Raw genomic sequence first — 12355 nt, forward strand, 5'->3', positions numbered from 1 at the left:
GAAAGCCGCGATGAACCTTTTTTATTAGAGCTATAAGTAAATTGGGTGATTATTAAAATTATCTGCAAAAAGTTTGGATGTGACTTTACGGTGCGTCATTTTAATTTAAATTGTTGTATTTGAAGGTTTTTATTCTTTTGTTTTATTCTGTTTTTATTGGGTTAACTATCACTATCAACGGTGGTTTGGGTGACTATTGAGCTAAAAATCAGTCAAAATGCTTTGAGCTGTGCTATAATGTGCGCCTTGGGATTGAGCCAGTAAGTCCATTTATCACTAACTATTGTGATTTTTATTGCCTTTTATTTAGGCGATGCGGCGAGCCAATCAAGTAGTAGTTGGATATGGAGAGCGTCCTTATATTCGTTGAATCGGATATGCGAACATCATAATTTATGAGTTTTAAATCAAAAAAGTACAGTATTGATTCTACTGACTATCAAGTTGGTCAAGACAACGTCAGTAAATGGGGCATGGATGTCCATAACACAGTTTTCGTAGCCTCAGTTGGCTTATCTCTTCTCTTCATCATCACTCTTCTTGCTCTTCCTCCTGCAGATGCTAAAGCTGCAATTGATTCTATTAAGGGTGCTGTTCTATCAAAGTTTGACTTCCTGTTTATGTGGGGAGCTAACATCATGCTAGCGTTTGCTGTTGTTCTTGCTTTTTCACCGTTGGGTAAAATCCGTTTAGGTGGCGAAGACGCGACGGCGGACTATTCAATGTCATCTTGGATTGCGATGTTATTCGCAGCAGGTATGGGTATTGGACTTATCTTCTGGGGTGTTGCAGAGCCAACTGCGTTCTTCACTAACTGGTTCGGAACGCCATTAGACGCAGAACCTTTCACAGCCGCTGGTCGTGAACTGGCGCTAGGCGCAACCGTATTCCACTGGGGTTTTCATGCATGGGCTATCTATGGCATGACGGCGCTTTGTCTGGCGTACTTTGTTTATAACAAAGGCTTACCGCTATCAATGCGTTCTGTGTTTTACCCAATTCTGGGTGAGCGTGTGTGGGGCAAAACTGGTGATGTAATCGATGTACTAACCGTACTGGTTACTCTGTTTGGCCTTGCGACTTCATTGGGCTTAGGTGGTACACAAGCAGCAAGTGGTATTAGCCACGTGTTCGGCTTGGAAAACAACATCTTCCTTCAGCAATCTATCATCGTTCTGATCATGGGCTTGGCGATCATCTCTGTACTACGTGGTATGGACGGTGGTGTTAAGTTCCTAAGTAACCTGAACATGGTTATTGCGTTCGTATTCCTTGGTCTTATCGCTATTCTGAACTTCACAACCGTGCTTGATTCTGTGGCAACGGCGGTGACGGGTTATGCGAACAACATCGTAGCGTTGAGCCAAAGCTCTGGTCGTGAAGACACAACATGGCTGCATGGCTGGACTGTGTTCTACTGGGCATGGTGGGTTGCGTATGCACCATTCTTCGGTATGTTTGTAGCGCGTATTTCTAAAGGCCGTACGGTTCGTGAGTTTTTACTTTGCGTACTGATTATCCCAACATTGGTAACGTCGGCTTGGATGGCTATCTTCGGTGGCGTGGCTATCGAGCAGGTGATTAATCATGTAGGGCAACTTGGTCTCGACCAAGGCATCACAGACGTGTCTCTAAGCTTGTTCTACATGCTAGATGCTTACTCGTTCGGTAGTATTCTGTCAGTTCTCGCAGTCGCGCTGATCATCGTGTTCTTCGTTACAACGTTGGACTCAGGTTCTATCGTTATCGATGGCATGACGGCGGGTGGTAAATTAGAAGTGCCAGTGAAACAGAAAGTCGTTTGGGCGGTTATCTCAGGTGCTATCGCGATGGTGATGCTGTGGATTGGTGGTACTCAATCAATCCAAGCTCTGCAATCTATTACGATTATTGCAGCACTGCCGTTTACGATCATTCTTTTGATTGGTTGTGTGAGCTTGTTGAAAGGCCTACTGACAGAAGTCGGTAAAGGGCAAGAAACGGTTACTCCGGCCACTAAGTAAGTACCTCTAGATAGGAACTTACTCTAATCAGCAGATTCAAAGCTCCCTTGCACCGCGTGCAAGGGAGCTTTTTTATGCCGTAGAAGACATCAGCGAAAGAGAAACAAAAAAGAGCCACAAGTGAGTAGTCATTTGTGGCTCTTTTAGTTCTTGGCTCTTAGTTATTAGTCTAGGTGCCCGGTTCTAGCTATGAGCGGGTTTACGCTTACGCGTTCAATTCGTGCTGAATAACGTAATCCAAAGCACCAACAACAGCAGCAACTTGAGCATCGTTACACTCTTCGTCTGTTACTTTGTCACTGTCTGGGTAAACCTCTGTGGTTGTACCGTACTTACAGTCAGTCACGCCGCCACATAAGCCAAGCTTCTTCATTGGGTAGTTGATCACGCCGTGTTGAGTGACGTCTGAACCAATGATCTTGCCTTCGTCATCCGCAGGCGCAATGTGGGTTACTTTTTCAACTGAAGCGATGACAGCAGCTTGGAATTCAGGTTGTGGGTTTTCAGTATCGCCAACCGTGTAGAAACCGTCTGGGATCATACCTTCGATGTACTCAATGCCATCACGAGCTGCGAGTGCAGGTCGGAATTCAGTTTCATCAGAGTCAGTCGTCTCATGCAGGTCAACGTGAACCAATACTTCTGGCAGAGACGCTACTAGAGCTCGTAGGTTTGCTGATTCTTCTGCTGGCGTACCGTCGTAGAAAGAGCGGTTTGGATCAACAGCATTTGGATTCCAGCGGTTGATCACTTCGTAGCCCCAAGGGCTCACACAAGGTGCGACAACAATGTTGAAGTGCGCCGTGTACTTCTCTGCTTGAGTATCTGCGAATTTGATCGCACCGTGTACACCACTTGTCTCATAACCGTGAACACCGCCAGTTACCAGAACGGTTGGTTTTGATGCATCCCAGTTTTTGCTCTTGATTGCAAAAAGCGGGAAACGAACTTCATTGTAGCTCAGTGCGCCGTATTGCTGGATGTCAAAGCGGTCTGCTAATGCTTGGATTTTAGGAACGACTTCTTGCTGGTATTCGCGCTTAACGGTTCTTTGAGCAAACCATGCTTGACGTTCTGCTTGTTGCCATTTTTGCCCTAGCTTACCAATCGGGTAGGTAGATTCACTTTTCATCTATACTTTTTCTTTTATGTTCGTGAAAGATTAAGACAGATTATTCCTGTCTAACAGAGACAGCAATAGAAAACACAACTTGTGACTTTATTTTTTACAGACTCATAACTTTGATGAGTGGATTGATGGTGTTACATTTTATCAATTGTTTAATCCCTTAAAAGAGACCATAAAATGGCTGGAGCAAGTTTATTAACGCTACTGGATGACATTGCAACCGTGTTGGATGATGTCGCACTGATGTCTAAGGTGGCAGCTAAAAAAACCGCTGGTGTGTTGGGGGATGATTTAGCGCTGAACGCTCAGCAGGTATCCGGTGTTTCTGCTGAAAGAGAAATCCCAGTGGTATGGGCGGTTGCCAAAGGCTCATTTAAAAACAAGCTGATTTTGGTGCCTGCGGCATTATTGATCAGTGCTTTTATTCCTTGGCTGATCATGCCTTTGCTTTTGATTGGTGGTCTGTTTCTTTGTTTTGAAGGCGCAGAGAAAATCTTAGAGAAGCTCTTTCCTCATTCTCATCAAGATGACGAAAAGGGAGAGGATACGAGTACTGGTGAATCCATAGAGGAATATGAGAAGAGAAAGGTCGCAGGCGCGATTCGTACTGATTTCATATTATCTGCGGAAATCATTGTAATTGCGCTGGGTACCGTAACGGGTACAAGTATCGTGACTCAGATTCTTGTGGTGAGTTTGATAGCGGTTGTGATGACGATTGGTGTTTATGGCTTAGTGGCAGGGATCGTTAAGCTGGATGATTTAGGTTTCTATCTCCAGCGAACATCGAATGGCAGTGGCATTAAAACTCGATTGGGTAACGGGCTAGTCGCGTTTGCGCCCAAGTTAATGAAGACGCTTGCGGTGGTCGGTACTGCGGCGATGTTCTTGGTTGGCGGCGGTATTGTGGTGCACAACGTTCCTGCGATTCATCACTTAATTGAACCGATTATTATGGACTTCAGTGGGCATACGATTGCGACTGCGGTGGTACCAACGCTATTAAATGGTGTGATTGGGGTTTTATCTGGATTGATTGTCGTTGCTATTTGGACTGCTATCGGAAAAATTCGCGGTAAGTAATCGTTAAATTACTGCTGGGAATAAGACAGTCTTTCATCGAAACAAAAAAGGGTCACCATAATTACTATGGTGACCCTTTTCGCTAAATGGAGGGTGTTTATTTAACAGCCCAAGTGCTTATTTTACAGACCAAGCAATCGCCTCGCCGCCACGGATTGGCACAACGATGTCTGAACCGAAAGGCATCGTTTCAGCAACATTCCACTCTTCTTTAACGAGCGTAATTGTATCTGAGTTACGTGGCATGCCGTAGAAGTCTGGGCCATTGTGGCTCGCGAATGCTTCTAGGTTCTCAATCTTGCCTTCTAAATCGAATACTTCAGCGTACAGTTCAACCGCAGCGTGCGCTGTGTAAGAACCTGCACAACCACACGCTGACTCTTTTGCACCTTTAGCGTGTGGTGCAGAGTCTGTACCCAAGAAGAACTTCTTGCTGCCGCTTGTTGCCGCTTCGATAAGCGCTAATTGGTGCGTGTTGCGCTTTAGGATAGGAAGGCAGTAGAAGTGTGGCTTAATGCCGCCAACCAACATGTGGTTGCGGTTGTAAAGCAGGTGGTGAGCGGTGATAGTCGCAGCAACGTTGTCGTTCGCGTTCTTCACGAAAGTCGCAGCATCTGCAGTTGTGATGTGCTCTAGAACAATCTTCAGGTTAGGGAAGTCGTTCACAATCGGTGCAAGTACTGTGTCCAGGAACTGCTTCTCACGGTCAAAGATATCAACATCGTGAGTCGTTACTTCACCGTGTACCAAAAGTAGCATGCCAACTTCCTGCATTGCTTCTAGTACGTGGTAAATCTTTTGAGCAGAAGTTACGCCTGAATCAGAGTTTGTTGTTGCGCCAGCAGGGTATAGCTTCGCTGCTACAACAGCGCCAGATTCTTTCGCTTTACGAATTTCATCAGGTGTTGTGTTGTCTGTCAGGTAAAGTGCCATTAGAGGCTGGAATTGTTCACTTGGCTGCTCTGCCATGATGCGTTCACGGTAAGCAAGAGCCATTTCGGTATCGGTTACCGGTGGGATCGTATTTGGCATGATTAACGCTCGACCATTGTAACGGCTGATATCGCGAACTGTATCTTTTAATACTTCGCCATCGCGTAGATGAACGTGCCAGTCGTCAGGACGAGTAATCGTAAGTTGTGTCATTGAAGGCTCCCACCATTTGAAGTGTTATGTAGTTGGAGCCTAAACTCAGCGAAATCTGTGAAAGCAATCGCTTACGTTTAGGCGACAGGATGATAGTGGAAAAGTACTTTCATTTCATCCTATTTTTAACTCTTCATGGCTAGGAGCTTGTTTTTATGGATATTTTATTCGGTATCTATTTGTTAATAAGGGTTAGCGGGTGGCTACCCACAGACCATGGATCATTCCTGGAACCCAGAAGAAGAAAGTAAGAATGATATTAATCACCAAATCTTTCCCGGCGCCGCGAGCGAAGAACACGCCAACAGGCGGAAGCAGTACACATAAGATGATAATGACGAGTTTGTTCATGATAAATCCTTTTTATTCAATGAAAGTTCAATGCGGTAAACGTGTTCATATTATAGAACGTCTCGAGAGTGTTACGGCATTGCTGCCTTAATGTACCAAAATAGAAAGCTAAACATCTCAAGATACTAGCCTAGTATCAAGTGTTTAATGCCTGCCAGTTCGACTAAAGTTAGATTGGATGTAATAGTGAGGTTTGAGTTGAAATTGTTTAAATTGAAACATAAATAGTGTGCAGTCTAGCGTTAAACTAGTTACGAATAACTAGTTTAACGCTAGCGTCTTAGGATTATTCGGTATCAACCCAAAGCTCTAATCCATTTAGGTAGCTGTCTCCTGTGGCCCTAAAGCCTGTTAACTGCTCATCTGCGGTTAGAGTATATTCATCGCTATAGTGACCTGAGTAAGATTTGCTACCACAGGTTAACAGTAAGCCACCAGATTTATTATATAGAAAGAGTCGAGACATATCGTTTCCAGACCCAAACTCTGTGGGTCCCCAGACAGCTCTAACTCTACCTATGTCAGCAACGTTTATTGTATGTTTGGCTCCGCCAGTGCCTCCAATATGAGCACCTCCTACCTGCGAGATAGAATCTACAATAAACCCACAGCCAAACGTCACTTGAGCATTGATACGAGTATCAAATAGATAATCATTACCAATGTCATCACCAAGGAATTTAACTGGATACCCTAGAGGTGTTGCATCGACGCAAGCAGCAAATCGAACACTCGAATTGGCATCATATGTACTAACAACTCTATCTGCCATGTTTACGGAATGATGATAGCTAGTTCCACTTGCTCCTTGGTTACTAGCCCAGTAGCTAACGTCAATTGGCCAGTTGTGATTAGTAAACAAACGGCCACTAGTATTGCCATCATCATATAGGCTTCGAAGTTCCGTCACCGTTGGCAATCGTGCTCCTCTAGCTTGGCACAAGTGATTAGCAGTGTGCCAATCGTGAGAAGCCGTGGTGATACCATTTAAAGCGGTAGTACCGTTACCAACTTGAGGTGTGGCGATGATTTCAGCATCTTTAGCATCTGCGTACATCAACGGTGGTAGGTAGATATTCCCTGAGACGATTGGCTCATATGGGTTACCGACGTAACCTTGCAAAATTCCTGTGGCATAGCCCCCTTTTCCATCAGACACAACATAGGACACAGATGTTTCTCCAGGTTGGGTACTAGTGAAATCAAACTCAGTATCATTGAAAAGATTACCATCGTTGTTGGCATCGTTTGGAATTAAGATGGTTGCACCAAAGCTGTATATGTCAACGAGATGAAGAGTATCACCGTCAGGGTCACTTATAAGATCCGCAACATTGAACCTTAATTGTTTACCATAAGGAATTTTAGCTACCTCGTCACCAGAGTCTGGATCTATATAACTGATTTTCCTACGAGATTCTGCTGTTGGTGCACTGTTTGTGTCTGTTGAGACCGCGATATCAATACTACCAGCTAACACACTTGAACCATCACTATAGCTATATAGGATGCGTTCTACGCCGCTTGGTATGCCATCTCCTGGGGTGTAATCAATCGTATTAGTTGATGTGTTTGCAATAGCAGTTGAATTTGTCGCATCACCATTAGGCAATGTAACCGTGGTTGCTAATGCATATGTGCTTGTGTCTAGAGAGTACCCCGCGTTCCCAAGCTCTTTAGCGATATCTATTTGTACAGATGTGAAAGAGGAGGTTAGTCCTGAAATCGGTGTAAGTTGCTCAGTTGACTCACCGACAGCCGCACGAACTGTCGCTTCAGCAAAACCATCTCCTGATGTTGCTGAAGTAGCGCTAATACGCGCCTCTCCATGGTTACTATGGGAGCTCATAGCGATGTCAGAAGGTAGCGCAGCGCCAACTCGATAGCGGTAGTCGCACACTTTTGCACTTTGAGCGCTAATGGTGAAGCCATTGGCATTTTGGGATACAACATTACAATCATAGCTATTATTCAAAGACGTAACTGTCGTTAATGTAACTGACGAATCATCAGATGACTCCATATTATTCGACAAATCAACAAAAAAGGTATTTGTGGGAGTGCTTTGACGAATTACATCCTGAGCATAGTAAAGGGTATCTCCTGATGTTGGAGATTCGGGTTTGGAGTTAGTAGTCGCTTCGTCGCTAGATGCACCACACCCAAACAGCGCCAATGATATCGCTACTGACAGGGATAATTTATGAAAAGGTGCGTATGTACTTATTCTCATCATGTATTTAATACTCATTAGTGAATGTTATGGGAATTAAGCAAAGAGAGCACAGCCCATTATTTATTTGCGTATTCTAACAAGGCTAAATCACTTTAAATTAGCACGAGCTAGTATCTGGCACTGGTGAGTGCCTAGTTGACAGCTGGCGCTATTAGCAATGATATAAGTTAAAACTCAAACTGTTATACGTCTCTAGTATTTATATTGAAGTGGGGTTGTTCATGTGAATAACTACTTTTATAAGATAAGACCGAAGGTGGGATCTAATACCAGTTACTAAATTAGCGAATGAGTAACCTAAGGAATTAAATGCCTAGGTTATTTTTTAGGTGAATGGTTTTCTTGCTCAAATATCCACTAGGCATATCGGAAGGTCACTTTTCTTTACTTGCTAACCAAAACGTTTATTCATTGCATATCATACACCCGAAGTTAGCAAGGGGCTAACTAATCATATTATGAATATATCGAAGGAAATAAAAGTGAAAAAACTAACACTTATTACACTGCTATCTGCAATTACATCTGTTCCAGCTTTTTCTGCACCTGGCGATACCTCTATTGGTTCTGTAGTATTCAGCGGCTTTGTTCCTGGTTTTGTATCCAACGGTGACATCCTTGTTACTGGTGCGGGCGGTAGTGAAGACCCTGCTTCTTTTGTTGGTACGTTACAGGTGAACGCTGACGGTACGTTCGCAACGACTAAAGCAGTTGTTTTGGAAGCGCATGACTACACGGGGGCTGTGCTTGGGGCTTTAACTCCAGCTAACTGGACGGTATCACAAGTAAATGTGCTTCCAGCTTCAATGGGTGAAGTACAGCCTAACATTGTCGTCGGCGATAACCTTTCAGCGACGGAACTTACTGCAGCTGACTACTTAGCTTCAACTCAACTTTCAGCAGGCGATACGATTCAACTGTATGTTGCTAACGATACAGCACACTCAACTCCAGATGATATTGCTGGTACAGAAGTTATCGTTAACGTTGATATGATTGCAACTTTGCCATAAGAAAAAATCTCATTATTTGATAGGCACTTAATTAATTAAGTGCCTTGTTTTTCGAGGCTGATGAAAATGAATATCTATATAAATTATTTCTTTCTATTATTGCTTGTTATTTTTAGTTTCAATAGCTTTGGCTATGAAAGCTATTCATTTCCAGTAAATACACAAATAAATAGAGCGAATTTGTATGACTATTCTATAAATGTAGATTTATCTGATGAGTTTATTGCACTGAAGTATGATGGTGAGAACGAAACCTTTCTAAATGGGCGTTTTTATTCTTATATTAGAACGAATATACCAACAAGCTCTGGGGATTCGTTTGAATACAGTTATAACATATCAGAGTTCACTTCTAAATGTGTTTTCAACGATAGCGGTGAGACTATGTATGATGATTTTGTCGATCTCTATATCGATAGAAAACATTACTCTGATATTTCAGATATACCAAACTTTGAATTTAATAATATTAAAAATACTGAATATGAAAACTCTACCAATGAATTTGAATTAGTGACAAATAAAAATATACCGAGTGATGAGCCATTAGATTGCAATGGTCGTATTACGTTCAATGTGGAGCTTCAACTATAATGTTTATTAGACTTTGGTTTGGTTTAAACTTAATTATCATATTTTTCTTGGCCATAATATATAGTTCAAAATCCGTCGCAAATATTCCAGATGGATTTGAAGATATGTTTGAAGAGAAGTTGATAAGAATGCCACTAATTCTCTCGGCTGATAACAACAAATTATTCTATTCGGAAGCTTTCATCTCGGGTGATGAAGTAAGAATTCCCACTTCACAAAAACAACTTGTAGCACAAGCATTGGCGAATGAACTTGGTATTGAGAAAGATGTTAGCGATGCGATGGCAACAACACTGGTAAATGGGGTTGAATCGAGCCTAGATTGTAAAGGTTATCGAAGTGAATGTGGTCTACTACCTGATTTATATGATTTTGTTTATGTGCCAGATAGCCAATCATTGATTATTCATGTTAACTCACAATTCTTAACTGAGATAATAGAAGAGTCAGAAATAAAATTTGTAAAAGAAGAGATCGATCAAAACGCGATCATTATGTCACATGGTTTGAATCTATCTGGTTCTTATAGCGACAACACTGATTATACATCGTCTTATTCTTATCAACATGAAAATTATGCAGGTTTTGGCAAGTATGGCTATTTGCATAATGATCTAAACTTTAGTGATGTCAATGGTTTCAGTTCGGATGACTCATCGTATAACTATGTTGGTGGTAATACTCGTTTCTCTGTCGGGTATAAATACCAAGAACGCCCTTGGAATAGTACTCAGTTTTTAGAAAATGGCAGCAAAACTTCTGGTTACATGTTGTCGATTGGATCGACGAGAGAGCTAGTAAAAAAATCATCTTCTAATTCTAGACGAGTATATTTGAACATTTCAAGAGCTGGTCGACTAGAAATTAATGATGATAGAGGCCGTGTTCTATTAAGTCGTAATGTGGATGCAGGGCAAGAATACTTTGACTATAACGAGCTACCATTTGGTACTTATACTGCGACAATTCGAATATTTGATGGCAGTGAAGAGTTTTACACAGAAGATAGGTTGATAGTCAATACAAGCTCTTCGTCGATTAAAACCGGCGAACTAGATTATCATATTACAGCCGGTTATTTATCAAGAGACCTGACGAATACGGGACTAGAGGACGATTTTGACCAGAAATCCATCAACTTTGCTTATGATAATTATGAAAGTCCAATGTTCACCAATGGGAAATTGAGCTATCAAGTTACGGATTTTTTGCACTGGGTGCAGGTTCGTTTATTACAGGGGAAGATAATTATAATTATGTTGGTGGTCACTTATCTTTAGGGGAAGTGTCCAGAATATCGGCAGTAACAGGATTATTTGACGATGGATCTAGTTTTTATAATTTTGATGTGGGGATTTATAACTTAAGTGTATCTTACACAAAATTTGACAGTGAAAATGATAATAGTATTGGAGATATTAGTTTGTCTCAACTTTTATTCAGTAACTCGAACTATACGTCATTATCAGTAAATTACAACAAGTACTTAACGAGAAATATATCATCATATATATCGGGTATATTAACAAAAAACCAATATAAAGATTTTAGTAATGGTTATAATAATGAATCAGAAAGTTGGTCTGCAAGAAGTGGCGTGCAGATATCATCATTACCACTTGACTCAAAGGTGAACTTAGAGTTATCAGCAAGTGAATCGAGCGATATAAATTATGGTGTTATGGCCTCAATAATTATTCCAATAGGCCAGGAAAACACATACACACATAGTACACAAGCACAAATAGATGATAGTGGTGATGTTGCGCTATCGCATAGAGATACAGTCTCAAGTAGTCTAATTAACAGAAACAATCTAAATGTATCAAGCTCTGCGGGACTTTATTATCAAGATTCTACTGAAGACCAAAGCAGTGCCGATTTATCATTGTCTGCAAATTATAAGAATAAATATATTGACTCAAACTCTTATACCTATATCAATTCAAGTAGCAATACAAGTGTTTCTGCATATATTGGTACAAGTAATATCGTAACTTCTCAAGGAATAGAGTTTACGAGTGAAAAGTCATCTTCTTATTTTATTTCGAATAATGATACAGGGGAACTGTCTTCGGATGGAAAATTCTTGGCGGTAGTTAACTCCGAGCAGAATGGAAAACAAAGCAATGCTTATGTTAGTGGAGATGCTTTGACGGTATATCCATTAAAAGAGTTCTATGAATATGAATTCAAGCTTGATACGGAAGCCTCTGATTTTTACAACAATGGTGAGTCTTATACGTCGGCTACTAGTTATCCAGGAACTGTTATCCGTTTGGATACGTCGTTGTCTGAGTTGAAATCATTTATATCGACGTTTAGTGATATAAATGGAAATCCAATAGACGGAGTTGAATGTATCGGTGGAGGTTGTGTTTCTACTGACAAGCTTGTTGAAGGTGTGTATCAATTTAAGGTGAAAGATAAACAACCTTACAAAATTATATCTAAGGAAAACCAATGTGTAATACCGGAGTTATCATCGGTTAATAATTTGAATTTAGGTAATAACTTCTGTATGCCATCATTCGAAGAAAATAGTGAAGGTTATCAGATAGCCCTAGTTGATGGTGTTTATTATTACTACTTAGGGCAATACAAGGATAGTAATATTGTATTGAACTATCAGAACAAACTGAACAACTCAGGTGTTGAAATTATAAACAAAAAGCTTGGCGGTTATTTGTATATATTCGCTAAGTCTCCTGAGCAACTAACTACGGCAAACAAACTGTATGTTGATGAACTCATTAATTATGCAGTTCATATGGAGATGACGCCATATGCTTATAACTAA

10 protein-coding genes are annotated in these 12355 nt (G+C 41.2%); 6 read left to right on the forward strand and 4 right to left on the reverse strand.

The window, feature by feature from the left end:
- Positions 1-395 precede the first annotated feature (395 nt).
- Positions 396-2003 carry a BCCT family transporter gene (locus AB4507_RS00640; protein WP_372182041.1) on the forward strand — a complete coding sequence of 536 codons (1608 nt, stop codon included), beginning with the start codon at positions 396-398 and terminating at the stop codon, positions 2001-2003.
- Positions 2004-2208: 205 nt separating this feature from the next.
- Here the strand turns inward: AB4507_RS00640 and AB4507_RS00645 are convergent, their stop codons facing one another.
- Positions 2209-3135, reverse strand: a complete 927-nt coding sequence (locus AB4507_RS00645) for a M14 family metallocarboxypeptidase (RefSeq protein WP_372138001.1) — start codon at positions 3133-3135, stop codon at positions 2209-2211.
- A 174-nt stretch (positions 3136-3309) separates the two neighbouring features.
- Between AB4507_RS00645 and AB4507_RS00650 the strand changes: the two genes are divergently transcribed.
- Positions 3310-4215 carry a DUF808 domain-containing protein gene (locus AB4507_RS00650; RefSeq protein WP_372138002.1) on the forward strand — a complete coding sequence of 302 codons (906 nt, stop codon included), beginning with the start codon at positions 3310-3312 and terminating at the stop codon, positions 4213-4215.
- Between the two features lie 117 nt (positions 4216-4332).
- Here AB4507_RS00650 and pyrC read toward each other — a convergent pair whose 3' ends face one another.
- From pyrC to AB4507_RS00665, 3 genes are all read right to left on the reverse strand, one after another.
- Positions 4333-5361: a dihydroorotase gene (pyrC, locus tag AB4507_RS00655; RefSeq protein WP_372129481.1), complete on the reverse strand. Its 1029-nt coding sequence runs from the start codon at positions 5359-5361 to the stop codon at positions 4333-4335.
- A 192-nt stretch (positions 5362-5553) separates the two neighbouring features.
- Positions 5554-5712, reverse strand: a complete 159-nt coding sequence (locus AB4507_RS00660) for a YqaE/Pmp3 family membrane protein (RefSeq protein WP_017059962.1) — start codon at positions 5710-5712, stop codon at positions 5554-5556.
- Positions 5713-5998: 286 nt separating this feature from the next.
- On the reverse strand, positions 5999-7948 hold the full coding sequence (locus AB4507_RS00665) for an adhesion domain-containing protein (protein ID WP_372158945.1): 1950 nt from the start codon (positions 7946-7948) through the stop codon (positions 5999-6001).
- 482 nt (positions 7949-8430) lie between these two features.
- Between AB4507_RS00665 and AB4507_RS00670 the strand changes: the two genes are divergently transcribed.
- The 4 genes from AB4507_RS00670 to AB4507_RS00685 all read left to right on the forward strand — a co-directional run bounded on the left by AB4507_RS00670 (position 8431) and on the right by AB4507_RS00685 (position 12355).
- Positions 8431-8961, forward strand: a complete 531-nt coding sequence (locus tag AB4507_RS00670; RefSeq protein WP_102321323.1) for a hypothetical protein — start codon at positions 8431-8433, stop codon at positions 8959-8961.
- A 66-nt stretch (positions 8962-9027) separates the two neighbouring features.
- Positions 9028-9555, forward strand: a complete 528-nt coding sequence (locus tag AB4507_RS00675) for a hypothetical protein (RefSeq protein WP_240800848.1) — start codon at positions 9028-9030, stop codon at positions 9553-9555.
- Positions 9555-10835: a TcfC E-set like domain-containing protein gene (locus AB4507_RS00680; RefSeq protein WP_372182042.1), complete on the forward strand. Its 1281-nt coding sequence runs from the start codon at positions 9555-9557 to the stop codon at positions 10833-10835. Before AB4507_RS00675 ends, AB4507_RS00680 begins: the two co-directional genes overlap by 1 nt.
- Before the next feature lie 5 nt (positions 10836-10840).
- On the forward strand, positions 10841-12355 hold the full coding sequence (locus AB4507_RS00685; RefSeq protein WP_372182043.1) for a CS1-pili formation C-terminal domain-containing protein: 1515 nt from the start codon (positions 10841-10843) through the stop codon (positions 12353-12355).

The sequence above is a fragment of the Vibrio sp. 10N.222.54.A3 genome, from assembly GCF_041474095.1.
GTDB lineage: Bacteria > Pseudomonadota > Gammaproteobacteria > Enterobacterales > Vibrionaceae > Vibrio > Vibrio crassostreae_C.

What these genes read in the sequence shown, in the direction of transcription:
- AB4507_RS00640 (WP_372182041.1), top strand. Translation starts at nt 396, where the DNA reads ATGAGTTTTAAATCAAAAAAGTACAGTATTGATTCTACTGACTATCAA.
- AB4507_RS00645 (WP_372138001.1), bottom strand. Translation starts at nt 3,135, where the DNA reads ATGAAAAGTGAATCTACCTACCCGATTGGTAAGCTAGGGCAAAAATGG.
- AB4507_RS00650 (WP_372138002.1), top strand. Translation starts at nt 3,310, where the DNA reads ATGGCTGGAGCAAGTTTATTAACGCTACTGGATGACATTGCAACCGTG.
- pyrC (WP_372129481.1), bottom strand. Translation starts at nt 5,361, where the DNA reads ATGACACAACTTACGATTACTCGTCCTGACGACTGGCACGTTCATCTA.
- AB4507_RS00660 (WP_017059962.1), bottom strand. Translation starts at nt 5,712, where the DNA reads ATGAACAAACTCGTCATTATCATCTTATGTGTACTGCTTCCGCCTGTT.
- AB4507_RS00665 (WP_372158945.1), bottom strand. Translation starts at nt 7,948, where the DNA reads ATGATGAGAATAAGTACATACGCACCTTTTCATAAATTATCCCTGTCA.
- AB4507_RS00675 (WP_240800848.1), top strand. Translation starts at nt 9,028, where the DNA reads ATGAATATCTATATAAATTATTTCTTTCTATTATTGCTTGTTATTTTT.
- AB4507_RS00680 (WP_372182042.1), top strand. Translation starts at nt 9,555, where the DNA reads ATGTTTATTAGACTTTGGTTTGGTTTAAACTTAATTATCATATTTTTC.